Here is a 25,180-nt window from a genome sequence, read left to right on the forward strand (position 1 = left end):
AGGTCGCATGTCGCGCAACGCCGAGTCCACCGCATTCCGGAGTGCCCTTGAGGTGATCCGGGCCGTCGAGCCGCGGGTGGCCGACGCCATCGGCGCCGAGCTGACCGATCAGCGGGAGTCTCTCAAGCTCATCGCCAGCGAAAACTACGCCTCTCCAGCGACCCTGCTCGCGATGGGCAACTGGTTCAGCGACAAGTACGCCGAGGGCACCGTCGGGCGCCGCTTCTACGCCGGTTGCCAGAACGTCGACACCGTCGAGGCACTCGCCGCCGAGCACGCCCGCGAGCTGTTCGGCGCGGCGCACGCCTACGTGCAGCCGCACTCGGGCATCGACGCCAACCTGGTCGCGTTCTGGGCGGTGCTGGCCGACCGGGTGGAGTCCCCCGCGCTGAAGAAGGCGCAGGTACGCCAGGTCAACGACCTCACCGAGGCCGACTGGTTCGCGCTGCGTCGCGAGCTGGGCAACCAGCGGATGCTCGGCATGTCGCTGGACGCTGGCGGCCACCTCACCCACGGCTTCCGGCCGAACATCTCCGGCAAGATGTTCGACCAGCGCAGCTACGGCACCGACCCGGCGACCGGTCTGATCGACTACGACCAGGTGGCCGAGGCGGCCCGCGAGTTCAAGCCGCTGATCCTGGTCGGCGGCTACTCGGCGTACCCCCGGAAGGTGAACTTCCGGATCCTGCGGGAGATCGCCGACTCGGTCGGCGCCACCTTCATGGTCGACATGGCGCACTTCGCCGGCCTGGTGGCGGGCAAGGTGTTCACCGGCGACTTCGACCCGGTGCCGCACGCGCACATCGTCACCACCACCACGCACAAGTCGCTGCGCGGCCCGCGCGGCGGCATGGTGCTCTGCCAGCCGGAGCTGGCCGACCAGGTGGACCGGGGCTGCCCGATGGTGCTCGGTGGCCCGCTGCCGCACGTGATGGCCGCCAAGGCGGTCGCGCTGGCCGAGGCCCGCCGCCCCGACTTCGCCGACTACGCCCAGCGGATCGTGGACAACGCGCAGGCCCTCGCGGAGGGGCTGCTGAGCCGGGGCGCGAAGCTGGTCACCGGCGGCACCGACAACCACCTGGTGCTGATCGACGTGTCCGGCTACGGGCTCACCGGCCGGCAGGCCGAGCAGGCGCTGCTGGACTCGGGCATCGTCACCAACCGCAACTCGGTCCCGCAGGACCCGAACGGCGCGTGGTACACCTCGGGCATCCGGATCGGCACCCCGGCTCTGACCACCCGGGGCCTGGGCACCGCGGAGATGGACCAGACCGCGGAGCTCATGCACACCGTGCTCACCCAGACCACGGCCGGCGCCAACGCCGACGGCACCCCCTCGAAGGCCAAGTACACCCTCGACCCGGCCCTCGCCGACAAGATCGCCCGCCAGGCCACCGACCTGCTGGCACCGTTCCCGCTCTACCCCACCGTCGACCTCACCTGAGCACCAGCCCGACCAGTCTCGTCGATCATGGAGTTGTGGGTGCCCGGTACGGGCGGTGCCACCACAACTCCATGATCGGCGAGGGGCGGGTGGTGCAGGGTCAGGCCAGGGGACGCTTGAGGTGGTAGCGGTGTACCTCGGTGCTGCCCTGCACGTTGTTCACGTCCTCGACGGCGGAGACCAGCTCCCAGCCCTCCCGGCCGGCGCGGTTGAGGTGCGCGATGGCGGTGTCGCCGAAGGCGGTGATGTCCTTGCGGGAACCGTCCGGCGCGTACCAGACGAACGAGACGTGAAAATTGCGGCCCTGTCCCTGATAGCGGCGGACGAGCAGGGCGTACTCCCAGGCAACCATGCGGCCCATTATGACCGTCCACCCAGGACGCCGGTACGCGGGTCGTCGCGCTATGCCATCCGATGAACGCGGTGTGTCAACACACCGAGCGGGTCGCAGCCACCGCTCAGCTCACCGCCACCGTGCGTAGCTCGCCGGCCGCCGCCGGGTCGGGGCAGCCGGCGAGGGTCAACGCGTCGCGCAGTTCGGCGGCGAGCAGCGCCAGCGCGTCCCGCGCGGCGGGCTCGCCGCCGACTGCCAGCGCCCAGAGCAGCGGGCGGCCGACCAGCACGCCGACGGCGCCCAACGCGAGCGCCCGCAGCACGTCGGTGCCACCGCGGATGCCGCTGTCCAACAGCACCTGGCAGCGGTCGCCGACCGCGTCGACCACCTCCGGCAGCATGGTGACGCTGGCCGGCGCCCCGTCCAGCTGCCGGCCGCCGTGGTTGGAGACGACCACCGCGTCCGCGCCGGTCCGTACCGCCTCGACCGCGTCCCGGGGGTCCAGCACCCCCTTGACCACCAGCGGCAGGTCGACGTGCTCGCGCAGCCAGGCCAGATCCGCCCAGCGCAGCGCCGGCGCGAACGACGCGTCGGTGTGCGCGTCGTTCGCGGACAGCCCAGGAGCGCCGGCGTGCGCCAGGGCGTCCCGCCCGCCGGGCAGGTTCGCGGCGATCACCTCGGCGGGCAGCCGGAACGCGTTGCGCAGGTCCCGGGGGTGCCGGCCGAGCACCGGGACGTCCACGGTGACGACCAGCGCCCGGCAACCCGCCGCGACGACCCGGTCCAGCAGGTCGCGGACCAGTGCCCGCTCACGGAGCCAGTAGAGCTGGAACCAGACCTCGGCGCCCGTGCCGGCGACCTGCTCGATCGGCGTACTGGCCAGCGTGCTGGCCAGGTACGGCACTCCGGCCGCTCCGGCCGCGGCCGCGAGCGCCAACTCCCCGTCGGGGTGCACCAGCCGTTGGTACGCCATCGGCGCCACCCCGACGGGCATCGCGTACGGGCGGCCGAGCAGCCGGGTTCCCAGGTTGGCCGTGCTCACCCCGGCAAGCACCCGGGGCAGCACCGCGACCCGGTCCAGGGCGGACCGGTTGGCGTGCAAGGTCACCTCGGCCGCGCTGCCGCCGGCGACGTAGTCCCACACGGCCGGCGGCAGCACCGCGCGGGCGCGCTCGGCGTAGTCGTCGAGCGACACCGCTGACATGCCATCTCCTCAGAATCGACCGGAAACGTCCATCGTGTGGCCGCCTGGGACCGTCCGCTGCCTGCGGGCGCCCGACGACGGTGCAGAGCCTAACCGCTGTCGATGATCGGCTTCGCGACCCGCGCCCGCCACCGACCCCCACCCCCCGGCGTAAAGCCGGTTGCGGTCCCCGGCCGGCCCCCGCAGGCTCGGACGGATGGACGCACAACACCTGCCCGACGTACCCGACACCGACGACGCGGTGGCCGCGCGGATCGACGTGGCACTGGTCCGCCGCCTGGTCGCCGAGCAGTTCCCGCACTGGGCCGACCTGCCGGTACGCGCGGTGGAGGTCGGCGGCTGGGACAACCGCACCTTCCACCTGGGCGACACGATGACCGTGCGGCTGCCCAGCGGCGAGGGGTACGCGCTCCAGGTTGCCAAGGAGCAGCGCTGGCTGCCGGGGCTCGGCGCGCGGTTGCCCTTGGAGGTGCCCACCCCCCTGGCCCACGGTCGGGCGGGCGTCGGCTACCCGTACCCCTGGTCGGTCTACCGATGGATCGACGGACGGACCGCCCGGCCCGAGCGGATCGACGACCTGACCCGGTTCGCCACCGACCTCGCCGGCTTCCTGCGCGCCCTGCGGAGCGTCGACGCCACGGGCGGCCCCGCCGCCGGCCGGCACAGCGCCTGGCGGGGCGCGCCGCTGTCCACCTACGACGCCGAGACCCGGGCCGCGATCGAGACGCACCGTGACCGGCTACCCGTCGCCGTCGTCAGCGACATCTGGCAGGCCGCCCTCGACGCCACCTGGGCCGGGCCTCCGGTCTGGTTCCACGGCGACGTCGCGTACGGCAACCTCCTGGTCCGCGACGGCCGGCTCGCCGCCGTCATCGACTTCGGCTGCTGCGGCGTCGGGGACCCCGCCTGCGACACCGTGATCGCCTGGACCCTGCTGCACGGCGCCAGCCGGGCAGCCTTCCGCGACGCGCTCGACGCCGACGCGGCCACGTGGGCCCGCGGGCGGGGCTGGGCGCTGTGGAAGGCGCTGATCACCCTGGACGATCCGGAGCCGGCCATGGCCGCCGAGGCTCGACACGTGCTCGGTCAGCTGCTCGCCGAGCACACCGTGGCCCGCTGAACCCCCGTACCGTGTCGTCATGGCCAGCTGGGAGGACGTGCGCCGGATCGCGCTCGCGCTGCCCGAGACCACCGAACGGGGCTCGTACGACGGGCTGCCCGCCTGGCGGGTGCGGGACAAGCCGTTCGTGTGGGAACGACCGCTCCGCGGGGCCGACCTGGCCGCCCTCGGCGCCGCCGCACCGGACGGGCCGCTCCTCGGCGTGCGGGTGCCCGACCTGGGCGTCAAGGAGGCCCTGCTCGCCGACGACCCGTCGGTCTACCTCACCACCCCGCACTTCGAGGGCTACCCGGCCGTGCTGGTCCGGCTCGACCGGATCGGTGTGCCCGAGCTGATCGAGGTGATCACCGAGGCGTGGTACGCCCGCGCCCCCAAACGGCTCGCCGCCGCACACCGGGCCCGGCAGGAGTCGGCCGACGGCTAGGCTCAACCCGGTGGAGCAGGTGGACGCGATCGTCTTCGACATGGACGGCACGCTGATCGCCTCGCACGCCGCCCACCGAATGCATTGCCAGGGAACTGTTGACCCGCGGCGACCCGGACAGCGCCCTGCCGATCAAGGTCACCACGTCCGAGCCGGTACCCCCCTGGAAGAGCAGCACGGTCACCCTGCTCGGCGACGCCATCCACGCCATGACACCGGGTCGCGGGGTGGGCGCGAACACCGCGCTGCGTGACGCCCGGCTGCTCTGCCAGCAGCTCACCCGCGCCGTCGCCGGTGACAAGACACTGCTGCAGGCGGTGGCCGACTACGAGGCGGCGATGGTGCCGTACGGCTTCGCGCGCGTCACTGAATCGTTGAACCGCAGCGGCACCAACGGCGACGACCGGATGTACCGCCCGATGGTGGGTCGGCTCGCGCTGCTCGGCGCGCGGCTACTTCGGGGTGACCAGCCGGATACCCCGGCTGCGTCGCCGGTTCGTCGACGACTTCCACACCTACGAGGGCGACCAGGACTGATACACACCGACCGGTCACGCCGACCCGGGCCCGGCGTCGGTACGCCGGGCCCGGATCCGTCGTGTCCGACGCAACACTGCGTCACTCGCCGGGCACCCGGCGCAGAGACCGTCCCACCCGTACCGCCCCCGACCGAGCCTCCCTGTCGTCGTCAACGCGCATGTGCAAAGCTGCGGCGAGTTTTTCTCGTGACTTTTCCGACGAGGTGAGAGGGAGGTTCGCCGTGGAGTGGTCTATCGGACACTCGCTGATAGTGGTACTGGCGCTGTTGCTGGGCCTGGCCGCCGGGCTGTGGCTGCGCGGCCGGCGGGGCGTACGGGCCAGCGGGCAGGGTCCGTCGATCGTGGACGGCGATCCCGTCGCCAGCCTGGCCGTGGTCGCCACGCCGGCGCCAGCTGCCGCCATCGACGACGCCCGGCCGGCGGCGACCGTCGACCCGGCGCCGGCCGCGGTCGCCGACGAGCCGGCCCCGGTGGACACGGTCAGCGCGCCGGCCGCGGTGACCACCGACGCCACGCTGGACGGTCCCGCCCCGGCCGACGCCCCGAGCACCGCCGACCCGGCCGACATGGCGTTGACCGACGCCCCGCCGGCCAGCCCCGTTGCCGAGCGGGCGGACGCGGCCGACCTCCGGCCCGAGCCCGTCGCAGAGCCGGAGCCGGTCGCCGTCGCGGAGCAGTCCGCCCCGGCCACGGTGATCGCTCCCCGCCAGCCGGGGGACGACGTCGGGCCCACCGACGCGCCGCACGCCGACACCGCCCCGATCGAGGCCACCGCGACCGAGGTCGCGCCGGCCGAGACGGCACCGGCGGAGACCCTGCCGGCCGAGGCCACGACGGGCGGCACGACGCCGGCCGAGGCGCCGATTGTCGGTGCGTCGGCGGACCTCGACTCCGAGCCGGTGCGGGCCACGCCGCCGGTCCGGCCGACCGCCACCCCGCCGGTCCGCCCGGTGGCCGACGCGGCGCCGAGCGGTGCCAACACCGACCCGGAGGGCCTGGCCGACGACTTCCGCCGGATCCAGGGGGTCGGACCGAAGATGGCAGCCGCGTTGCAGGCGGCCGGCGTGCGCACCTACGGCCAGCTCGGCGAGCTGGACGAGCCGGCGCTGCGCGACCTGATCCGGGCCGCCGGCCTGCGCGCCGCGCCGGCTCTGGCCAGTTGGCCGCAGCAGGCCCGCGTGCTGGCCGGCGCCGGCGACGAGATGGCCGCCGTAATGCCGGGCGACGCCCGGGGCTGACGACGGAAACCGGGCCCCGGCGGGCCGTCCTGCGAGGGCGGCCGGCCGGGCCCGGCCGTTCGAGCGGAACGAGCGTGCGCTGATCGCCAAGGCCCGATGATCGACTCGGTGTCCAGGAAACCGGCCTGTCCGCACGACCGGGACACCCCGACTTCCTGGGAACCGAGTCGATCACCCCGGTCGGGGGAAGACCGGACCACCGGGAGGTAGCGTCTTCGGCTGGTCGCTACCGTCGGTCGAGGTGCGCCGGACGGCCCGCCACCTCGACCGGCACCACAGGAGCAACCCGTGCACTTCGCCGCGCCGGAGCCCGGGTCCCGCCCTCCGGTGCGCGACCCGGAGTCCCCGCGCCGGGTGACGCTGCTCGAGCTCTTCTTCGACCTGGTGTACGTGGTCGCGCTCGCGCTCATCTCCCGGGGCATGGTCGAGGGCCTCGACTGGCATCGAGCCGCCGAGGCGCTGATCCTGCTGTCCGCCGTCTGGTGGACCTGGGCGATCACCACCCTGGTCACCGACATGTACGACCCGGCCCGCAACGAGATCAAGCTGCTGATCACCGCGGTGATGTTCGGCGCGCTGCTGATGACCACCGCGATTCCGGAGGCGTTCGGCGCCCGGGGCCTGGTCTTCGCCGCCACCTACGTGGCGATCCACCTCGGCCGTGGGCTGTTCCTGATGCCCATCGTGCGCCACGAACCGCAGACCCAGCGTCGGGCCGCGCGGATCTTCGTATGGTTCGCCGTGTCGGCGATCCCCTGGATCATCGGCGCGTACGTCAGCGATGACGCCCGGATCATCTGCTGGACCGTCGCGCTCGCCATCGACTATGGCGGTTTCCGGCTCGCGTACCCGGTGCCTGGCCTCGGAGTCGTGCCGGAGCGGCTGCGCAACGTCACGGCGGAGCACCTCTCCGAGCGCTACCAGCAGTTCTTCATCATCGCCCTCGGCGACGCCATCCTGACCATCGGCACCACGTTCAGCCTGGCGCACTCGGAGGCGGAGAACATCGGAGCGTTCGCGGTGGCGTTCCTGACCACCCTGCTGCTCTGGCGGATCTACGTGCACAAGTCCGGCGAGCTGCTGCCGGTGGCCATCCAGGCGGCCAGGGAGCCGAGCAAGTTCCTGTTCACCGCCCCGTACACCCACCTGCTGATGGTCGCCGGGGTGGTGACCACTGCCTCCGGGTTCGACCTGGTGCTGCACGAGCCGACCGGGCGGACGCCGCCGGCGTGGCTGGCGGTGATCCTCGGCGGCCCGGCGCTGTTCCTGGCCGGCCGGGCCGCCTTCGAGTACGAGGTGTTCAGCCGGGTGTCGCCGTCCCGCCCCGGCGGCATGCTGGCGCTGCTGACCATCGCGCCCGCGGTGCTGTACCTGCCGCCGGTCTTCGCCTCCCTGGGAGCCATGCTGGTGCTGGCCGGCGTGGCGTACGCGGACTTCCGGCGCAGCCGCGGAAAGCCGCCGGAGGCTCCCGTCCCGCCGCACTGAACCGGCCGGTCGCGTGGCTGCCGGTGCCAGGGCCGGTCGTCGGATGGCGCGAGGCTCCGGTCAGCGCGGCGTCGCCCCGGCCAGCAGCCGACCGGCGTCCGGCACGTACGGCTCGACGCCCAGGCCGGTGAGCAGTTGGTGCACGGTGGCGGTGGCCGCGGTGAGCACCGGGCGGCCGAGACGGGCCTCCACCTGCGGCACCGCGGCCAAGGACGGCAGCTGCACACAGGCGGAGAGGACCACCGCGTCCACGTCGGTAACGTCCAGCCGGTCGGCCAGCTCCACCAGCCGCTGCGTGGGGATGCGGCCCACCGCGACGTTGTCCGGCTCGCTGAGGCTCACCGCCTCGGTCACCAGCACACCGTGCCCGGCGAGGTAGCCGGCGACGGTCGCGGTCAGCGGTGGCAGGTACGGCGCGATCAGTGCCACCCGGCGGGCGCCCAACGCGCGCAGCCCGGCGACCAGCGCGCCCGCGCTTGTCACCACCGGCATGCCGTGCCCGGCTCGGCCGGCCGCCCGGCCCAACCGCTGCTCGGCACGCTCGTGCGCGCCGGGACCCTCGCACATCACCGCCACCAGGCAGGCGTACGCGAGCACGTCGCAGCGGGCGTCGGCGAGCTCGGCGGCGCACCGGACCGCGGAGCGGTTCATCCGGGCCAGTTCGTCGGGGGTGACCTGGTGCAGCCGTACCCGGCTGGCGTGGGTGGTGAAGTGGACCGTCGGGTCGACGGTCTCGCGCCGGCGCAGCATCGCCGGGATCTCGGTCTCCATGGTGGTGTTCGAGCTGGGCACCACCAGGCCGATCCGGTAGCCGCTCACACCAGCGCCCCGGCGTATCCCCGGACCTGCAACCGCTGCCTGGCGGCGCCACCGAGACGCACCTGGAGGCCGAGCGGCGCGGCGGCCCGGCGCACCTCGTCCAGGTGCAGCGAGCCGTGCCGGTCCACGGTGAGCACCGGCGGCTCCTCCAGCTCGCCCTCGGGGGCGTGGAAGGAGAGCAGGGTGACCGAAGTGGTGAGGTACCCCGGATAGGCGGCGCGGGCCGCCGCCTCGTCCCGGTGGGCGAGCACCACCAGGTCGTCGAGGTGGGCGAAGTCGGCGGCGAGGCCGCCGGCCTTCCAGTGCGCGGGCTCCTCCGCTGCGCCGGTGAGGTGCCGGGACCGGTTCGCCGAGGTGATGTAGAGGTGGTCCGACCCCGTCTCCGCGAGCGCCCGCTCGAAGAATGCGTTGGACGGGCAGGTCAGGCCGGGCGCGATCACCTGGGTGGTGCGCAGCCCCTGGTCGATCTGGGTGAGGTGCTCCGGCAGCCGGTCCGCCGCCGGGCCCCGGAAGCCGAACGGCCCGGCGCCGTAGAGGGCGTCCATCAGCGCCCGCACCCGGCCGACCGGCAACCGGGGCGAGATCCGGGACCAGTCGAACATCGCCGGGATCCGGCCGACCGCGGTGGTGATGCTGCCGACCTGGTGGATCGGGCGGCCCTTGGCCAGGTTGACCCGGCGCACGGTGGCCGCGTCCGGGCGGGTGACGATGACGTAGAAGTTGGCGAAGGCCGCCGCGACGACCGCGCCGCCGGCGAGCGCGCGAGCCGCGACCGCGACGTCCTCGGGGCGGTCCAGGTACAGGGTCGGTGTCGGGGCGTCCATGAGTCCTCCTCGGCGGTGGCCGTGAGGCAGTTCTACGTCGGTTGACCGGTACGACGGCCGGGTCCGTCGTCGATCCGATAGCCGGCCCGCCCTACCCGGTGCGGGCGGCCGATGTCAGGGCTGTACCGACGGCGGACGGTATCGGCCGGACGGACGATCCGCAGGGGCGGTCGCGGGCAGCAGTTAGCGGCTCGACCCGATTGGGTACATCGCCTGCACCTCGATCCACCACATTCCCTCAGGAGGCAGCGATGCGCGGCACCTCGATACTCGGAGTCATCGTCGTGATCTGGTTGGTGATCGGCGCGATCGCCGCCGGCCAGCGGGGCTACTACGGCAACGACGACACCAACTGCGCCGAAGCCGGCACGATCCTGGTCACCATCGTGGCCGGGCCCCTGAACTACATCGGCGCGAACCCCAAGGTCGACTGTGAGCTGCCTGAGCCGTCCAAGTAGGACCGAGCCGCCGGCCCGCGCCCTTTCGGGGCGCGGGCCATTCGCTGTCCGGACAGCCGTGGGCGTCCCTCGGCCGCGAGTCTCGCGGCTGTCCGGTCGCGTGTCCGACGGGGCACACCCCGTATCGCGTCCTAGGAGGCTGGTTTGCACGTCCGGTAGGCGCATGGCGCTGAGGCGCCGACGAGGCGACGCCGGGCATGGGTCGCCAACAAGCGGTATACCTCAGAGTCATATCTATGACTCTGAGGTATACCGCTTGCCACACCGACCGCCCGGAAAGGACGGCCGTGGCTGGCGTCCACCGCCGAGGACCGAACACACCAGCGATCACCAGCGGGATCCGGGCCCAGCGCAAGGATCGACGCGAACGACGACCCCGACGAGACGAACGGGTCTGCCCGGACGATCGTCGCGATCGTCCGGGCGGCCGGCTGCCCACGGGATGGGTACGCGCCCCGCTCATCGGAAGCAGTGCGCGATCGGTACCGCGCTGCCCTCGCAGTTGATCGGCTCATTCTCGACGACCACACTCTCGTCGTCGATCTTGACCTGGGCGTGCTCGCCGAAGATGCCGCCCGGCTTCAACGTGGCCGCGTTCCGGGTGACCTTGCTGGTGTAGATCGCCGCCGACCCCTGGGTGGCGTAGATGCCGCCGCCCTTGGACGTCACGCCGACCGCCTCGTTGGCGGTCACGTCGCTGCCGCGCACCAGCAGATTCGACTTGGCGGCGTAGATGCCGGCGCCGATGCCGTGGGTGATGTTGCCTTCGACCACGCTGTCATCGAGCGGCAGCAGGCCCTGTACGGTCGAGATGCCGCCGCCGTTGACGGTGGAGGTGTTGCCGCGAATGGTCATCGTGCGCATCACCAGCACCGCGTCGGAGTTCGCGGCGCCGCCGCCGATCTGCGCGGTGTTGTGCAGCAGCTCGGTGTCGTAGACCTTGGTCCGGGCCGAGAAGCTGGCCAGGCCTCCGCCCTGGCCGGCGCTGTTCTGCGCGAAGGTGGTGCTCTCCACCTCGGCCGCGCCCCGGTAGTTGCCGAGCCCGCCGCCGTAGCCGTTGGCGCTGTTGCGGTGGAACTCGGAGCGCTTCAGCGTCAGCACACCACCGTTGAGCAGGCCCCCGCCCTTGCCCGCGGCGCCGGACGCGCTGTTGCCGATGAACGTGGAGTCGGTGACCACCATGTTGCCGTCGTTGAAGATCCCGCCGCCGCCCCCTTCGGGAGACAGCGACGTGCTCTGGGTGACGGTGACCCGCTCCACCACGGCGGTGGCGCCGTGCACCACGTGCACGCTGCCGCCCTCGATGGCCGAGCGGCCGTTGTGCAGCTCCAGGTCGCGCAGGGTCAGCTCGCCACCGTCGCGGACGGTGAAGAAGCGGAACGCCGCGGCCTGGGCCTCGCGGGCGATGGTGGCGCCGGCACCGTCGATGGTGATGGGCTGGTAGATCGCCGGCAGGCCGGCGGTGTCGTCGGCCGGGTTGTGCGGCGGCGCATCGGCGTCGCCGGGGGTCTCCGCGGCGTCCGCCGCCTCCCGCGCGTCGCGGATCCCGCCGTCGTACTGGTCGGTCTCGTGGAACGCCTCACTGAGGGTGTACCGGCACTTCGGCGCGAGCCGCAGCTCGGCGCCGCCCTCGGCGTTGGCCGCCACGAGCGCCGCCACCAGCTTCGCCGCGTCGCAGGGCACCGACACCACCTCCCGCTTGCCGGTGCCCGGGGTGTCCGGCCGGCCCCGCTCGGCGCCGTCGCGCTCCGGCGTGGTCCGGTCGTCGTCCTGGGCCGTGGCGGTGAGCCGGCCCAGGCCCGGGAGAGAGATGTCGCGGTCGGCGGCGGCGGCGACACCAGCAACGCCGGCCGCCCCCACCACCAGGCTCCCGGCCAGGAACCCACCGGCTAAGAACCATCGGGACCGCCGTCTGGGTCGTGCCGGGCGATCTCCTCCTCGGTCTGTGGACATCACGGTGCCTGCCTTCCTGCCTGCGTGAACGTGACCGCGCGCCGATTCGGGCGCGGGGGAATCGACGCGCCGCCGACCACCAAAGGCCACGATAAGCCGCAATACGGACAGGTAGGTGTGAACGTGAAGAAGTGCCGCTATTCATCTTCCACGTGCGCGGGATCGCGCGTCGATCAACCGCCGACGTGGATGCCGGGCCGGCGCAGCGGGTCCGGCTCGGTGCGGCGGATGATCTCCCGCACCACCGGCGGGGTGTCCCCCCGGCCGAGGATCAGGTAGCGCAGCAGGTGCGCGATGGGGCTGCCCTCGGACCACTCGAAGTGCGCGTGCGGCCGGACCCGGGTGGCGTCGCGCAGCGCGAGCAGGATAGCGGCGATCGCGTTGGGCGCGGCCGGGCTGCTGGCCCGCAGCACCCGGAAGCCGCCCACCTCGACCCCGTGCACCCGCAACACCTGGCTGAACTCGGACGGGTCGACCACGTCGATCTCCAGGAACAGCACGTCGGCGGCCCCGGGCACCGGGTTCATTCCGCGCTGCGCCCGCTCCTTGACGGTGTACTCCTTTACCGAGCCGCTCTGCCGCTTGTTCGCGATCAGGTGCAGCTTCCCGTCGTGGGCCAGCGACTCGGTGATGAACCGGCGGGCCGGCTCGTCGAACTCGATCCGCTCGGCGCGCAGCTCGGTGGTCCGGGTGACCCGGGAGACCAGCGAGACCCCGATGATGCCGAGGATGAACAGCGCCGAGATGGTGATCCCGTCCGGCTGCTCGATGACGTTCTCCAGCAGCGCGTACACCAGCACGAGGGTCAGCACGGTGAAGCCGACGGCGGCGGCGCGCCGGTGGTGGCGGGCCGCGGAGATCGTCACCGCCACCGCGCCGGAGACCATCATCGCCAGGATGCCGGTGGCGTACGCCCCGGCCTGGGCGTTGACGTCGGCCCGGAAGGCGATGGTGATGGCGACGCTGACCAGGGTGTAGACGATCACCACCGGACGCACCGCCCGCGCCCACTCCGGGGCCATGCCGTACGAGGGCAGGTAGCGGGGCACGATGTTGATCAGGCCGGCCATCGCCGAGGCGCCGGCGAACCAGAGGATGAGCACGCTGCTCAGGTCGTAGACGGTGCCAAAGGCCTCACCCAGGTACGTGTGCGCCAGGAAGGCCAGCGCACGGCCGTTCGCGGCGCCGCCCGGCCGGAACTCCTCGGCCGGGATGAGCGCCGTGGTCACGAAGGTGGTCGAGATCAGGTACACCGACATGATCAGCGCGGCGGTGGTGAGCAGCCGGCGGGTGTTGCGGATCCGGGTGGTCAGCCGGGCCTGCCGGTCCGGTCCGCCGGCCGCCACCAGCGGCATCATGCTGACCCCGGTCTCGAACCCGGACAGCCCCAGCACCAGCAGCGGGAAGGCCAACGCGGCGGTCAGCAGCACGCCGCCCAGCCCGCCGCCGCCCGCGGTCACCGCGGTGGTCCAGTCCGACAGGACGCCCGGGTCGGTCGCGATCCGGGTCACCGCGACCAGCACGATCACCGCGTTGAGCAGCAGGAAGATCGCGACCAGCGGGATGGCCACCACTACCGCCTCGCGGAAGCCGAGCAGGAACACCCCGCCGAGGATGAGCAGCAGCGCCACGGTGACCGCCACCGGGACGAAGCGGCCGTGCAGGGCGTCCGGCAGGTACGGGTTCTCCAGCAGGTGCACGGTGGCGTCGGCCGAGGAGAGCGTGATCGTGATGATCCAGGAGGTGGCCACGAAACCGAGCAGCACGAGCACGAAGATCTTGCCCCGCCAGAACGGCAGCAGCCGCTCCAGCATCGCCACCGAACCCTGCCCGTGCGGGCTCTCATGGGCGACCCGCCGGTACATCGGAAGCATCCCGAACAGGGTGAGCGCGACGATCAGCAGCGTCGCCAGCGGAGAGAGCGCCCCGGCCGCCACCGCCGCGATGCCCGGCAGGTACGACAGGGTGGAGAAGTAGTCCACCCCGGTCAGGCACATCACCTGCCACCAGGCGTGCGCCCGGCTCTGCCCCTCGGTCGCCTCCGGGCCGGGCGGCTGCACCTGGTGCTGGAAGAGCCACCGGCGCAGCGGGCTGGCCGGCGCCACCGGGCGGACCGGGCTGGCCACCCGTTCGGGCACCACGACACCCTGCCGACCACCCCGGTGCGGACGGGCCGGGTCACGGGCGGCGCGCAGCGCCGGGTCCGGGCCGGTGGGCGGGTGGTGGCGGCGTCCGCCCCCGCGTCGCGGTTTCCCCCGGTGCTCGTCAGCCATCGCCCGTCCCACCCTCGCAGGTCCTGATCCGACGGTAGGCGGTGCCCCGCGCCCCGACCGGCGGAACGGGGCAGGCAGGTTGCCTGCTCAGGGCAGGTCCGGGCCGGCGAACAGCCGGGCCAGGGCGGGCGGATCGGCGATGGTCACCGTGACCGCCGGGTGCCGGGGCCACCCCCCGGGCGCCACGGCCGGCACCGGTACGCCGAAAAGTAGGCAGACCCCGCCGGCCGTGCTGCTGCCGAAGCTCACACCGCCGTCGGCCAGCGACACGTGCGGGCCGATCGCCCGCCACCACCGGTACGGGCCGCTCACCTCGGCGCCGGTCACATTGTCCCGGTCGGTGCGCAACCGCCACGGCCCGTACCGGATCAGCAGTTCCCGGTCGGTGACGGCGACCCAGGCCGTCGCCGGCCGCACCCCCAGCAGCGCCAGCGCCGGGCGGAACACCGGGTCGAAGCGGAACGGGAACCGGGTCGCGGGACCCATCATCCCGCACCGGGCCGGACGGTGGGTCGCGGCACCGGGCCACCCGGCCGCAGTGGGCCGGGCCGCGCGGGCCGGGGTCGGGCGGCGGGCCGGCGCCGGGCCAGGACGGTCATTGCGCGGGCGTACCCCGTTCAGGCCCGACGACACCCCCCGTCCGGTCGGATCCTCCCGCCACCGGCGACGGGGACCCGGTGCCCCCTCCCACCAACTCCCCCACCGCCGGCCGGCACCCCCCGGGCCGGCCGACGATGGCAGACGGTCGACACCCCCCGGGTCGGCCGGCTGTCACCCGGAGCCGACCGGAATCCCGGGCGGCGTCGCGGGTGGGTGGAGCTGGCGGGGCGGGACGCGTCCCCGCGCTCCGCCGCCCCCCATCGGGCGGAGCGCGGGGACCCCCCGTCCCGGCTACTGCAGGAACGCCCCCAGGGGCGAGAGCAGCAACCGGCCGAGCGCCGCGGCGTTGTCGTCCAACCGCGTGCGCTCACACTCGCGGGCGTCCGGATCGTGCCGGCACCGCCAGATCTTCTGCGCGTTGCGCCAGGCGACATCGCGGGTGTACTCGACCAGTTCCCCCTGGTACCAGTCGTCGATGTCACCGTTGAGCATGTCGATGAGCAGCTGCCACCGCTCCAGGTAACCCCGACGCAGGCCGGGGATCTTGTCCGCGAAGATGTTGTTGATCTCGAGGTAGTCGTGGTGCTGGTCGCTGCCGTCGACCGGCTCCGACTCCAGGTGGTCGAACGTGGTGACCAGGGCGAACGGCAGGTCGAAGTTGATGTGCGCGTTGACCCCGGCCGCCGCCGACGGCAGCGGGCGGGCGTCCGGCCCGCCCATCCGCTCGAACAGGCACGACCACGCCTTCGGGGTGCCCGGGCTGGAGTCGGTCCACAGTCGCATCGCGTCGAAATACCGCGCGGCGAACTCGACGTCCAGCCGGGAGAGGAACGCCGGGTCGACGAAGCGGTCGTCGTACAGCCCGTCGAGGACGCTGCTGGTGATGGTCAGGTAGAGCTTGTTGAAGTCGGCCAACGGGCAGCTCTCCTCCAGCGGAGGCAGCCGCACCAGCAGGTCCTGGAGCTTGGTGAGGTGATCGACAACGGCTGGCACGTCAGCCGGATGGTCGGCGAGCAGGTCGACGATGTCCCGGTGCACGGGCCCCCAGACCGGTCCGGTCATCTTTCCTCCATGGTGGTCCGCGGCACCCCCGTGCCGCCGTCGACGGTGCTCAGCCTTTCAGCCGACACCGACCGCCGGATCAGTAGAACGACGTATCCCGGCGCGCACAGGCGCCGGCTGACCGACCGGTCGGTCAGCCGCGCCGGTTGCGCAACTGGATGGCGCTGGCCTGGACCCGGGTACGGACCTGGAGCTTGTCGAAGATGTGCGACACGTGCACACCGATGGTCCGCTCGCTGATGAACAGCCGCTGCCCGATCTCCTTGTTGGTCAGTCCCTCGGCGACCAGCGCGAGCACCTCCCGCTCCCGCGCGGTGAGCGCCGCCAGCTCGTCGGCGACCGGCTCGGCCGGGGCCGCGCCCCGCGCACGGTCGCCGGCCTCGCGCTCCTCCAGCGACACCCGGGCCCGCCCGGCCAGCTCCCGGATCTCCGAGGTCAACGGCACCGCGCCCAACCCCTGCGCCACCCGGTACGCCTCGCGCAGCAGCTTGGCGGCGGTGGCCACCCGGCTGCGCCGCGCCAACAACGCCTCGGCCTGCCGCAGCCGCGAGTACGCCGCCGGGTAGGGGTGGTTGCGCCGGTCCCACTCGGCGACCGAGCTGGCCCACAGCTCCGGGTCGCTGCCGTCGAGTCGACTCACCTCGGCGGCGCAGAGCGCCAGGAAGCCATCCACCACCGATCGCACCGGACGGGCCGCGGACGCGCTCTTGCGCGCCACCCGTTCGGCGACGTCCCGCAGCCGGCGCACCGCCGTCGGGTCGACCGCCACCGTGCGGCTGGCGTGCGCCTCCGCCTCGGCGCGCAGGCCGTGCCAGACCAGCGCCGAGAGGATGGTCACGTCGTCGGAGCGGCTCTCGGTCAGGCCGCGCTGCACCGCCTGCCGCGCCACGTCGTGCCGGCCCTCCCACATGGCCAGCCCGGCGCGCAGGGTGAGCAGGGGGATGACGTGCCGGGCCCCGCCGCCCGCGAGCACCATGGCCACCGCGTCGAGGTCCCGGTCGGCGGCCTCGATGTCGCCGTAGCCCACCGAGAGCCGGCACCGGGCCAGCAGCAGCTCGACGGCGTCCGCGCCCGACGGGCGGTGCCGGAGCGCGGCGGCGACCACCTTCTCCGCCTCGGCCCACTGGCCCACCCGGAACAGCCCGTTGGTGGCGATGGCCAGCAGCCGGGTCTCCCAGGTGCGGCCCAACCCCAGCTCGGCCACCCGCTCGGCGCCCCGGCGGGCCACCACCACCCCCTCCTCAAGGATGTTCAGCGGACCGGTCAGCAGCTCCGCCAGGTGCAGGTACGCGCAGGCCACGTCCTCCGGCCGGCCGGCGCGCTCGGCGGTGTCGAGCGCCTGGCGCATCACCGCCAGCCCGGCGTCCGGGTCTTCCAGGTATGCCTCGCTGAAGCCGAGCGCCGAGCTGGCCAGCACCACCTCGGTGGTGGCTCCCTCCACCGTGGCGGCCAGCGCCAGGGCCTCCCGGGCCCGCTGGCCGGCGTCGGCGTACCGGCCGAGGTGCAGCAGCAGCTCGGCCAGGTGCGCGGCGGCGGTGGCCCGCTCACCCGGGGAGCAGTCCGCCGCCTCCAACGCCCGCTGGTACTCCTCCTCGGCCAGCGCCGAGCGCCCGGCGGCGGCCAGGTAGCGGGCCCGGCGGATGTGCAGCGCGCAGCTCGGCTCGTTGCCCCGCACCGCGGCCAGCTCCTCCAGCAGGGCCAGCGCCCGAGCGTGCTCCCCACAGTGGTGGGCCGCCTCGGCGGCGTGCCCGAGCAGCTCGACCCGGTCCACACCCGGCGTGCCGGGGTCGCCGGCCAGCTGCAGCGCCGCCGACCAGTGCCGGTGCGCCTCGGCGTAGCCGTGCAGCCGCTCGGCCTCCTGCGCGGCGGCCACCGCCGCCGGCAACGCCCGGGCCGGTTCGCCGGCCAGCCGCCAGTGGTGCGCCAGTCGGGCCTGGTGCAGCTCGGCCGGCGCGGCGGTCAGGGCCTCGGCGTAGCGACGGTGCAACCCGGAGCGCTCGGCCGGAAGCAGCTCGTGCGCCAGGACCTCGGCCACCAGCCTGTGCCGCAGCCGGTAGCCGTCGTCGGCGCCGACCAGCAGCCGGTGCGCCACCGCGGCGCGGGCCGCCTCGATCAGCTCCTCCTCCGGCAGCCGGAGCACCTGGGCCAGCAGCCAGTGCTCCACCGGCTCGACGCCGGCGGCCACCGCGTGCACCACGGCGTGCGCGTGCTGGGGCAGCGCGTCGACCCGGGCCAGGAAGATCTCACGTAGCGTCTCGGACAGCCCGTCCCGGCCGTCGCGCAGGTCGCGGGCCAGCTCCTCGATGACGAACGGGTTGCCGCCGCTGCGCTGCCACACCTGCTCGGCCGCGTCGACGGCGAGCTCCCGGCCGACCACCGCGGTGGCGAGCCGTTCGGTGCCGGCCCGGTCCAGCGGGGCCAGGTCGAGCACCCGCACCGTCCGCAGTCGACGGAGCTCGGTGAGCACCCGACGCAGCGGGTGTGCGCCCTGCAACGACTCGGCGCGGACCGCGGCCAGCACCGAGAGCTGAAGGTCGCCGAGCCCGGCCAGCAGGTAGAGCAGCAGCTGGCGGGTGCTCCGGTCGACCCACTGGAGGTCGTCCAGGATCAGCACCAGCGGCCGGCCCTCGGCGATCAGGTGCAGCCCCCGGGAGACCCGCTCCAGCAGCGCGCCCGCGCCGTCCGGACCGGCGGTCTCGTCGGCGAACATCTGCAACAGCCCGCGTACGGCCGAGGAGGTGCGCGCCTGCGAGGTGGACAGGTCAGCGTCGAAGCGCCGCAGTGCCTGCAGCAGCGGGTGCAGCGGGGAGGCGTCACCGATGTCCAGGCAGCTGCCGGTCAGCACCAACGCGCCCTGGTCCCGCAGCCGCGCGCCGATCTCGCCGAGCAGCCGGGTCTTGCCCACACCGCTCTCACCGGTCAGGAAGACGGCGGCGGTCTGCCCGTGCGCGACGTCACCGAGCAAAGCGGACCGAACCGTCTGCACCAGCTCGGCCCGGCCCACGAGCGGTGCGGTGTCCACATCGCTGGCCATGGCACGCAGCCTAATCACACGCCCCCGTACCGTTCTACGGCCATCAGCCGCTTGTGGTACTCCTCGCGTCGACATTGCGACTAAAGGTTGCGTGTGGCCGACATACGTCGTTCTGCCGATCCCCCGTCAGCCCAGGAATGCCAATCTCCGAGGGTCGTCAGACAGCAGTGGGAGAAAGGCCGGTGCGATACCCCATGACCACCATCGTCACGCAGCGGACCACCGCCCCACACTGGCCGGTGCCGGAGGAGAGACGCACGGTGACCGTGCTCTTCGCCGACATCGTCGGCTCCACCGCCCTGGTGGACCGACTGGACCCGGAGGACGTCCGGGCGCTGCAACGGGCCTACTTCGACACCGTCGCCGGCGTGCTGCACCGCTGGCAGGGGGTGGTCGAGAAGTATGTCGGCGACGCGGTGATGGCTCTCTTCGGCGCACGGCACTCCGATGGCTTCGACGCGTACCGCGCGGTCCGCGCCGGATTGGAGATCCAGGCCGCGCTGGACCGCCGGCCGATGGTGGGTGACATCGCGCTGCGGGTGCGGGTCGGCGTGGCCACCGGCGAGGTGGTGGTCGACCTGGCCAGCGCGGTCAACGGCGGTCACGGCGTGGCCAGCGGCGCGGTCATCACCACCGCGGCCCGCCTGCAGGAGTACGCGCCACCCGGCGCCGTCGCGCTCTGTGCGGCCACCGCCCGGGCCACCGCCGGTCTGATCGCCCAGCGTCAACTGGCACCGGTGCCGGGCACCGGGCGGGTGCCGCCGGTGCCGATCTGGCACGCCGTCGGCCCGGTACGCCCGAGTGCCGACCCGCACGACGGCCCGCTGATCGGCCGCCGTCGCGAGCTGGCCACCGTGCGGGACCAGCTGAGCCGGGCGGTCCGCGAGCACAACCCGCGCTGGGTGTCCCTGGTCGGTCCGACGGGCAGCGGTCGTAGCCGTCTGCTGCACGAGCTGACCTCGTCGCTGACCACGGTGGACGGGGTGGCCGTGCGCTGGTGCGTGGCGACCTGCCAGCCGTACCCGGATCAGGTGCTGGCGCCGGTCGCCGACCTGCTCCGCGTACTCACCGGGATCCGCCACGGCGACGGCCCGGCAGTGGTTCGGGACCGGTTGACGGCGACCCTGGCACCGCTGCTCCCGCCGTCCCGGGTCGCTGCGGCGGTCCCGGCGCTGGAACGGTTGCTGGCCACCCCGGACGGCTCGGCGGCCGCGCTGGCCGGCGCCGCGGCGTGCCGCGATGCCCTGCTGCGCCTGGCCGCCCGACGGCCGCTGATCGTGGCCGTGGACGACCTGGACCGGGCCGCGTCCGCGGTGAGCCGGTTCCTGCACGCGCTGTTCACCGCCGCCACGGCACGCGGGCTGCCGCTGGCCGTGGTCACCCTGCACCAGCCGCACTGGGCCGACACGCGACCCGGCGCGGCCCGGCGGGTGGCGGTCCGGCCCCTGGCCACGGTGCAGAGCGGGCGGCTGCTGCGCCTCCTGCTGACCCGGGCGGGGCAACCGGTGGCGCTGGTCGACCGGCTGCTGCCGGTGGTGGGTGGCCGTCCCGGGCACGCGGCGGCGTACGTGCGTTCCATCGTCGACGGTGCCGACCCGGCGACGCTCCCGCTGCCCGACGAGGTGCGCCGGGCCGTCGGCGCGGAGCTGGACCGGCTCGACGGCGAGCGGCGAGCGGTGCTGATGGCCGCTGCCACCCTCGGCGGCGTGATCACCGGCGCGGCGGTGGACCGCGCGCTCGGCTGGACACCCGGCCGGTCCGCACCGGCGCTGCGCGGCCTCGTCGCCGCCGGGCTGCTGCTCCCCCGCCGCGCCGGTGGGTACGCCTTCGCCGCACCCGCTCTGCGCCGGGTCGCTGCCGAGCGGCTGCCCCGCGCGCTGCGGGCCGCCTTCGCCCACCGCGCGGCCAACGTCGCCCACCCCGCCCCGCCGGATGCGGTCGCGCAGGACGCCCGCTCCGCCCCCGACCGGCCGGCCGCGGTCGGCGCCGACAAGGCCGTCCCCGCCACGCACCGCGCGGACACCGCCGTCTCCGCCGCACAGCGGACCGAGGCTCGCGGCTCCACCGTGCGCCGCACGGACGCTTCCGGCTCCGTCGCGCACCGCGCGGAGGTCGCCGGCTCCGTCGCGCACCGCACGCCTGCTGCCGGCTCCGCCGCGCGCGCGCAGGTCAGCGCTCGGGCGGAGGTCGTGCCGCTCAACTCCGCCCGATCCCGGGCCCACCGCCTCGACGCCGTCTTCGCGGCACTGGCCGCGTGGCCGGCCACGTCGACTGCTCCGGCGGGGTCGCGCCGGCACTCCGGCACGCCGGCGGCTGCCCCGCCGCCCCGGACCGACCCTCCGGCGCCCGTGCGGCGGCTCCGGACGGCCGCCTCGGCGGATGACGTGTCCCCGGCCCGATCGTCCCCCGCCCTCGCCCCGGCCCTGGCGACCTCGGCCGCACCGATGCCGCCGGCCACCGCGGGCAGTGACCGGAGATCGAGCGTGGACCCGCCGCTGGCATCGGTCCGCGCGGCGCCCGCCGCACGGGGTTCGTCCGGGCCGCGGCGCACGCCCCCGCCCGGCGCGCTGACCGTCGTCCATGGTGCGACCGGCGCGGCGCGCGCCGTACCTCGCCCGCCGTTGATCCACCCGCTGGACGGCCTTGCCGCGTCCGCGTGACCGTTCCGGCGGCGATTCGGGCCGACGCTCGCCGGGAGGCGGTCTCGCGTACGCCCCGCTGCCGGCCCGGCTGCTGATGCCGATCATCGGGCCCTGGCTCTTCGCCGCGCACGCCAAGCGGGTCCACGGCACCGCCCCCGCGCGTCGGCGTTGGCGCCGCCCGCTGAGCCCGGAACCCCGATCGACGACCTGATCGTGGTGCCGCTCCGGCTGGGCGCGACGCTCAGGGAGTGGCGAGGAAGGCCAGCACCCGCGGCCAGGTCGCCGCGGCGGCGTCCGGGGCGTACTCGGCGAGGTCCGGGTCGGTGAACAGGTGCCCCGCCTCGGGGTAGCGGAACACCGTCAGGTCGGCGCCGGCACCGGACATCGCCCGCCGCCACTCGTCGACCTCGTCCGGCGCGTCGTACGGGTCGGGGTCGGCGAGATGCAGCTGGACCGGCAGCCCGGCGCGGACGGCTTCCGGCGCGCCACCGGTGCCGTGCAGCAGGAGCAGACCAGCGGCGTCCGGGCGTTCGGCCAGGAGTGCCCCGGCCACTCCGGCACCCATCGAGAAACCGGCCAGCACGGTCTGCGCCGGCAGCTCCCGCAGCGCCGCCCGGGCGCGGTCGAGCACCACCTCCTGGCCGATCTTGTCGAGCAGCGCGAAGCCCTCCTCGACGGTGTCGGTGGCCTGGACGCCGTAGAGGTCGGGAGTGACGACCCGGTGCCCGGCGGCACGTAGCCGGTCCGCGGCGGCGCGCACAGCGGGCCGCAGCCCGTACACGGAGTGGAACAGCACGACGTGTCGCATCCGCTCATCCTGCCCCAGCTGGGCGGCCGTGCGGTGTGGGCACGCAGGGGCGGCCGTCAGACCAGCGCGGCCAGCCGGGCCACCAGCTCGGACGGCGGCGGCATCGCGGCGATCTCGCGGCCAACCTGCCCAGCCGCGGTCCGCAGGCCGTCGTCGGTGAGCAGCCGGGTCAGCGTCCGCGGGGTGATGTCGCGGGAACGTAGTGCCAGGCCGGCGCCACGACGGGCCACCAGCTCGGCATTGTGCCGCCGGTCCCCCGGACCGACGGTGGCCAGCTGCGGCAGGCCGGCGGCGAGGGCACCGAAGACGCTGCCCGCCCCGCCGTGGTGGACCAGCGCCGCGGTCGCCGGCAGCGCCTCGTCGAGCGGGATCCAGTCGACCACCCGGACGTTGCCGGGCAGCGCACGGGTCGAGCGATGGTCCGGCCGGACCAGCACGATTTCGGCGTCCACCTGGGCGGCGGCCGCGACCACGGCGGGCATCGGCCCCCGGTCGCCGGGGCCGGTGAGGGTGCTGCGGGTGACCAGGATCCGGGGCCGGTCGCCCGGCTCGCGCAGCCAGGCCGGTAGTTCGCCGCCGCCGACGAAGGAGGTGTACCGCATCGGCCAGCCGTCCTGCGTGGTCACGCTCGGCGGGGCCACGGCGAGGGCCGCGGCCGGCGGCGGCAGCTCGGTCAGGCCGTGCCGGCGCAGCGCGGCGCCGAGCCGGGCGGTGGTGGCGCGGACCAGATCCCGACCGTCGAAGAGGGCGTTCTCCTGCCGGACCGCCGGCACGCCCAGCCGGGCGGCGGCCACCGCGCCGGCCACCGCGAACGGCTCGTGCAGCACCAGGTCCGGATGCCACCGGGTGGCCAGCGCGACGACCGGATCGGTGAGCTGGTCGTTGAGCGCCCCGAAGAGCAGGCCGGCGCCCCGGGTGCCGGCCGTGCCGGCCAGCTCGGCGCGGGCGACGAACGGGTGGCGCGGCAGCACGCGCAGCGCGATCCGGCCGAAGTCGAAGCCCGGCGCGACGTCGTGCACCGGCAGGCCGGCGTCGGCGGCGGCCAGGCCACCGCCACCGGTCGCCAGCAGCACGTCGTGGCCGGCGTCGCGTAGCGCGACGGCGAGCGGCACCAGCGGAAAGACGTGGCCGACGAGCGGCGCGGACACCACCAGGACACGCATGGGCGGATCCTATGTCGACGGTGGCGACGCCGATGACCGGCTGCGGCCCCGGAACTCCGCGACCACCTCGCCATCGTCCCGCGCGACCGTGACGTCGTAGATGCCGCTGCGGCCGTAGCGGGTGCGCTCGGTGGCGCGGGCGGTGAGCAGGTCACCGGCGCGCGCCGGCCGGACGAAGGTGATCTCACCGCCCGCCGCGACGGTGACCGGGCCCCGGCTGTTGCAGGCCAGCGCGAAGGCCGTGTCGGCGAGCAGGAAGACGAAGCCGCCGTGCGCGATCGCGTGGCCGTTGAGCATCCGCTCGGTCACCCGCATCCGGGCCACCGCCGCGCCGTCGCCCGCCTCGACCAGCTCGATGCCGAGACCGCGCGAGGCCGCGTCGGCGGCGAACATGTCGTACGCCGGGTTGTGCTGTTCCGCCACGTCAGCCGGCCCGCCGCTGGTCGACGATGCGCCGCATCTTGCCCACCGAACGCTCCACCCCGTCCGGGGCGAGCACCTCGACCGCCACGCTCACCCCGATGGTGTTCTTCACCAGCTCCACCAGGGTCGCGCCGGCGCGCTCGGCGGCGTCCACGGCGACCCCATCCCGCCGTTCGACCCGCACCGTCAGGGTGTCCAGCCGGCCCTGCCGGTCGAGTACGCACTGGAAGTGCGGCGACAGCTGCGGGGTCCGCAGAATCAGCTCCTCGATCTGGGTCGGGAAGACGTTCACCCCGCGCACGATCATCATGTCGTCCGTCCGGCCGGTGATCTTCTCGATCCGGCGCATCGGGCGGGCGGTACCGGGCAGCAGCCGGGTCAGGTCCCGGGTCCGGTAGCGGACCACCGGCATCGCCTCCTTGGTCAGTGAGGTGAGCACCAGCTCGCCCTGCTCGCCGTCGGGCAGCACCGCGCCGGTGAGCGGGTCGATGATCTCGGGATAGAAGTGGTCCTCCCAGAGGTGCAGCCCGTCCTTTGTCTCGACGCACTCGGTGGCCACACCCGGGCCCATCACCTCGGAGAGCCCGTAGATGTCGACCGCGTGGATGTCCAGCCGGTGCTCCATCTCCCGGCGCATGTCCTCGGTCCACGGTTCCGCGCCGAAGATGCCCACCCGCAGCGAGGTCGCCCGAGGGTCCAGGCCCTGGCGCTGCATCTCGTCCACGATGGCCAGCATGTAGCTGGGCGTGACCATGATGACCTCGGGTTCGAAGTCGCGGATCAGCATGACCTGGCGCTCGGTCATGCCGCCGGAGACCGGGATGACGGTGCAGCCCAACTCCTCGGCGCCGTAGTGCGCGCCGAGCCCGCCGGTGAACAGCCCGTAGCCGTACGCCACGTGCACCCGGTCGCCCGGACGGCCGCCGGACGCGCGGATCGACCGGGCCATCAGCCGGGCCCAGGTGCGCAGGTCGTCGCGGGTGTAGCCGACCACGGTCGGCCGGCCGGTGGTGCCCGAGGAGGCGTGCAGCCGGGCGACCCGCTCGCGGGGCACGGCGAACATGCCGAACGGGTAGTTCTCCCGCAGCTCCGCCTTGCCCGTGAACGGGAAACGGGCCAGGTCGTCGAGGTCGCGGCAGTCGTCGGGATGCACCCCGGCCGCGTCGAACGCCCGACGGTAGTGCGGCACGTTGTCGTACGCGTGCCACAACGACCAGCGCAGCCGCTCGCGTTGCAGGTCGCGTAGCTCGTCGACGCCGACTCGCTCGATCGGCTCCAACTCCTCCAGGCGAGGGGTGCGGTCCTGCATCGGGGGTGCCTCCTGTCCACGGGC

Annotated in this window: 20 protein-coding genes and 1 pseudogene; 8 read left to right on the top strand and 13 right to left on the bottom strand. The window is 74.1% G+C overall.

From position 1 onward, the window contains the following. The first annotated feature begins 7 nt into the window (after window positions 1-7). Window positions 8-1,444, top strand: coding sequence for a glycine hydroxymethyltransferase (locus tag BUS84_RS08800; RefSeq protein ID WP_074310382.1), 1,437 nt, complete (start codon window positions 8-10; stop codon window positions 1,442-1,444). A gap of 100 nt (window positions 1,445-1,544) precedes the next feature. Here the strand turns inward: BUS84_RS08800 and BUS84_RS08805 are convergent, their stop codons facing one another. Next, complete coding sequence (locus BUS84_RS08805) at window positions 1,545-1,805, bottom strand: hypothetical protein (RefSeq protein ID WP_074310384.1); 261 nt, start codon at window positions 1,803-1,805, stop codon at window positions 1,545-1,547. 97 nt (window positions 1,806-1,902) lie between these two features. Beyond that, window positions 1,903-2,982 carry an alpha-hydroxy acid oxidase gene (locus BUS84_RS08810; RefSeq protein ID WP_074310386.1) on the bottom strand — a complete coding sequence of 360 codons (1,080 nt, stop codon included), beginning with the start codon at window positions 2,980-2,982 and terminating at the stop codon, window positions 1,903-1,905. 196 nt (window positions 2,983-3,178) lie between these two features. Here BUS84_RS08810 and BUS84_RS08815 point away from each other — a divergent pair, with 196 nt between their 5' ends. The 5 genes and pseudogenes from BUS84_RS08815 (at window position 3,179) to BUS84_RS08835 (ending at window position 7,788) form a co-directional block, all read left to right on the top strand. Next, entirely contained in the window at window positions 3,179-4,102 is a 924-nt protein-coding gene (locus BUS84_RS08815) for an aminoglycoside phosphotransferase family protein (RefSeq protein ID WP_074310388.1), read from the top strand. A 19-nt stretch (window positions 4,103-4,121) separates the two neighbouring features. Then, a complete protein-coding gene (locus BUS84_RS08820) occupies window positions 4,122-4,526 on the top strand; it encodes an MmcQ/YjbR family DNA-binding protein (protein WP_074310390.1) in 405 nt (134 codons plus the stop codon). Between the two features lie 89 nt (window positions 4,527-4,615). Next, window positions 4,616-5,063, top strand: a pseudogene (locus BUS84_RS08825) (FAD-dependent oxidoreductase); the annotation flags it as partial. A gap of 223 nt (window positions 5,064-5,286) precedes the next feature. Next, entirely contained in the window at window positions 5,287-6,303 is a 1,017-nt protein-coding gene (locus tag BUS84_RS08830; protein ID WP_074310392.1) for a hypothetical protein, read from the top strand. 288 nt (window positions 6,304-6,591) lie between these two features. Further along, complete coding sequence (locus BUS84_RS08835) at window positions 6,592-7,788, top strand: low temperature requirement protein A (protein WP_074310394.1); 1,197 nt, start codon at window positions 6,592-6,594, stop codon at window positions 7,786-7,788. Window positions 7,789-7,848: 60 nt separating this feature from the next. On the opposite strand, the gene BUS84_RS08840 is transcribed toward BUS84_RS08835, so the two are convergent. Together BUS84_RS08840 and BUS84_RS08845 are read right to left on the bottom strand one after the other, a co-directional pair. Beyond that, complete coding sequence (locus BUS84_RS08840; protein WP_143728296.1) at window positions 7,849-8,607, bottom strand: maleate cis-trans isomerase family protein; 759 nt, start codon at window positions 8,605-8,607, stop codon at window positions 7,849-7,851. Continuing rightward, window positions 8,604-9,431 (bottom strand): hypothetical protein, encoded by an 828-nt coding sequence (locus BUS84_RS08845; RefSeq protein ID WP_074310396.1) that lies wholly within the window; start codon window positions 9,429-9,431, stop codon window positions 8,604-8,606. The genes BUS84_RS08840 and BUS84_RS08845 overlap by 4 nt, the downstream gene beginning before the upstream one ends. 251 nt (window positions 9,432-9,682) lie before the next feature. Here BUS84_RS08845 and BUS84_RS08850 point away from each other — a divergent pair, with 251 nt between their 5' ends. Next, window positions 9,683-9,889: a hypothetical protein gene (locus tag BUS84_RS08850; RefSeq protein WP_074310398.1), complete on the top strand. Its 207-nt coding sequence runs from the start codon at window positions 9,683-9,685 to the stop codon at window positions 9,887-9,889. Window positions 9,890-10,348: 459 nt separating this feature from the next. Here the strand turns inward: BUS84_RS08850 and BUS84_RS08855 are convergent, their stop codons facing one another. The 5 genes from BUS84_RS08855 to BUS84_RS08875 all read right to left on the bottom strand — a co-directional run bounded on the left by BUS84_RS08855 (window position 10,349) and on the right by BUS84_RS08875 (window position 18,811). After that, complete coding sequence (locus tag BUS84_RS08855; RefSeq protein ID WP_074310400.1) at window positions 10,349-11,842, bottom strand: hypothetical protein; 1,494 nt, start codon at window positions 11,840-11,842, stop codon at window positions 10,349-10,351. 173 nt (window positions 11,843-12,015) lie between these two features. After that, complete coding sequence (locus BUS84_RS08860; protein ID WP_208869555.1) at window positions 12,016-14,115, bottom strand: APC family permease; 2,100 nt, start codon at window positions 14,113-14,115, stop codon at window positions 12,016-12,018. A gap of 87 nt (window positions 14,116-14,202) precedes the next feature. Next, window positions 14,203-14,601, bottom strand: a complete 399-nt coding sequence (locus BUS84_RS08865) for a hypothetical protein (protein ID WP_074310404.1) — start codon at window positions 14,599-14,601, stop codon at window positions 14,203-14,205. Window positions 14,602-15,006: 405 nt separating this feature from the next. Continuing rightward, complete coding sequence (locus BUS84_RS08870) at window positions 15,007-15,777, bottom strand: DUF5995 family protein (protein ID WP_074310406.1); 771 nt, start codon at window positions 15,775-15,777, stop codon at window positions 15,007-15,009. Between the two features lie 133 nt (window positions 15,778-15,910). After that, entirely contained in the window at window positions 15,911-18,811 is a 2,901-nt protein-coding gene (locus BUS84_RS08875; protein ID WP_074310408.1) for a helix-turn-helix transcriptional regulator, read from the bottom strand. Window positions 18,812-19,005: 194 nt separating this feature from the next. Here BUS84_RS08875 and BUS84_RS40625 point away from each other — a divergent pair, with 194 nt between their 5' ends. Then, window positions 19,006-21,471: an AAA family ATPase gene (locus BUS84_RS40625; protein ID WP_074310410.1), complete on the top strand. Its 2,466-nt coding sequence runs from the start codon at window positions 19,006-19,008 to the stop codon at window positions 21,469-21,471. A 223-nt stretch (window positions 21,472-21,694) separates the two neighbouring features. On the opposite strand, the gene BUS84_RS08890 is transcribed toward BUS84_RS40625, so the two are convergent. Genes BUS84_RS08890 through paaK form a run of 4 tightly spaced genes read right to left on the bottom strand, consistent with a single transcriptional unit; the run spans window position 21,695 to window position 25,156 of the window. Beyond that, window positions 21,695-22,261: a dienelactone hydrolase family protein gene (locus tag BUS84_RS08890; RefSeq protein WP_074310414.1), complete on the bottom strand. Its 567-nt coding sequence runs from the start codon at window positions 22,259-22,261 to the stop codon at window positions 21,695-21,697. Window positions 22,262-22,317: 56 nt separating this feature from the next. Next, window positions 22,318-23,424: a nucleotide disphospho-sugar-binding domain-containing protein gene (locus BUS84_RS08895; protein WP_074310416.1), complete on the bottom strand. Its 1,107-nt coding sequence runs from the start codon at window positions 23,422-23,424 to the stop codon at window positions 22,318-22,320. Window positions 23,425-23,433: 9 nt separating this feature from the next. After that, the gene (paaI, locus tag BUS84_RS08900) at window positions 23,434-23,817 is read right to left on the bottom strand and encodes a hydroxyphenylacetyl-CoA thioesterase PaaI (RefSeq protein ID WP_074312358.1); all 384 of its coding nucleotides are present in this window, start codon (window positions 23,815-23,817) and stop codon (window positions 23,434-23,436) included. A gap of 31 nt (window positions 23,818-23,848) precedes the next feature. Next, complete coding sequence (paaK, locus tag BUS84_RS08905; protein ID WP_074310418.1) at window positions 23,849-25,156, bottom strand: phenylacetate--CoA ligase PaaK; 1,308 nt, start codon at window positions 25,154-25,156, stop codon at window positions 23,849-23,851. Between the last annotated feature and the right edge of the window lie 24 nt (window positions 25,157-25,180).

This window comes from Micromonospora cremea (genome assembly GCF_900143515.1).
Classification (GTDB): domain Bacteria; phylum Actinomycetota; class Actinomycetes; order Mycobacteriales; family Micromonosporaceae; genus Micromonospora; species Micromonospora cremea.

Excerpts from the sequence above, each read along its gene's own strand:
- BUS84_RS08845 (WP_074310396.1), bottom strand. The coding sequence starts at position 9,431 with ATGGACGCCCCGACACCGACCCTGTACCTGGACCGCCCCGAGGACGTC.
- BUS84_RS08805 (WP_074310384.1), bottom strand. The coding sequence starts at position 1,805 with ATGGGCCGCATGGTTGCCTGGGAGTACGCCCTGCTCGTCCGCCGCTAT.
- BUS84_RS08870 (WP_074310406.1), bottom strand. The coding sequence starts at position 15,777 with ATGACCGGACCGGTCTGGGGGCCCGTGCACCGGGACATCGTCGACCTG.
- BUS84_RS40625 (WP_074310410.1), top strand. The coding sequence starts at position 19,006 with ATGACCACCATCGTCACGCAGCGGACCACCGCCCCACACTGGCCGGTG.
- BUS84_RS08810 (WP_074310386.1), bottom strand. The coding sequence starts at position 2,982 with ATGTCAGCGGTGTCGCTCGACGACTACGCCGAGCGCGCCCGCGCGGTG.
- BUS84_RS08800 (WP_074310382.1), top strand. The coding sequence starts at position 8 with ATGTCGCGCAACGCCGAGTCCACCGCATTCCGGAGTGCCCTTGAGGTG.
- BUS84_RS08865 (WP_074310404.1), bottom strand. The coding sequence starts at position 14,601 with ATGGGTCCCGCGACCCGGTTCCCGTTCCGCTTCGACCCGGTGTTCCGC.
- BUS84_RS08875 (WP_074310408.1), bottom strand. The coding sequence starts at position 18,811 with ATGGCCAGCGATGTGGACACCGCACCGCTCGTGGGCCGGGCCGAGCTG.
- BUS84_RS08860 (WP_208869555.1), bottom strand. The coding sequence starts at position 14,115 with ATGGCTGACGAGCACCGGGGGAAACCGCGACGCGGGGGCGGACGCCGC.
- paaI (WP_074312358.1), bottom strand. The coding sequence starts at position 23,817 with ATGTTCGCCGCCGACGCGGCCTCGCGCGGTCTCGGCATCGAGCTGGTC.
- BUS84_RS08820 (WP_074310390.1), top strand. The coding sequence starts at position 4,122 with ATGGCCAGCTGGGAGGACGTGCGCCGGATCGCGCTCGCGCTGCCCGAG.
- BUS84_RS08895 (WP_074310416.1), bottom strand. The coding sequence starts at position 23,424 with ATGCGTGTCCTGGTGGTGTCCGCGCCGCTCGTCGGCCACGTCTTTCCG.
- BUS84_RS08815 (WP_074310388.1), top strand. The coding sequence starts at position 3,179 with ATGGACGCACAACACCTGCCCGACGTACCCGACACCGACGACGCGGTG.
- BUS84_RS08890 (WP_074310414.1), bottom strand. The coding sequence starts at position 22,261 with ATGCGACACGTCGTGCTGTTCCACTCCGTGTACGGGCTGCGGCCCGCT.
- paaK (WP_074310418.1), bottom strand. The coding sequence starts at position 25,156 with ATGCAGGACCGCACCCCTCGCCTGGAGGAGTTGGAGCCGATCGAGCGA.
- BUS84_RS08850 (WP_074310398.1), top strand. The coding sequence starts at position 9,683 with ATGCGCGGCACCTCGATACTCGGAGTCATCGTCGTGATCTGGTTGGTG.
- BUS84_RS08855 (WP_074310400.1), bottom strand. The coding sequence starts at position 11,842 with ATGTCCACAGACCGAGGAGGAGATCGCCCGGCACGACCCAGACGGCGG.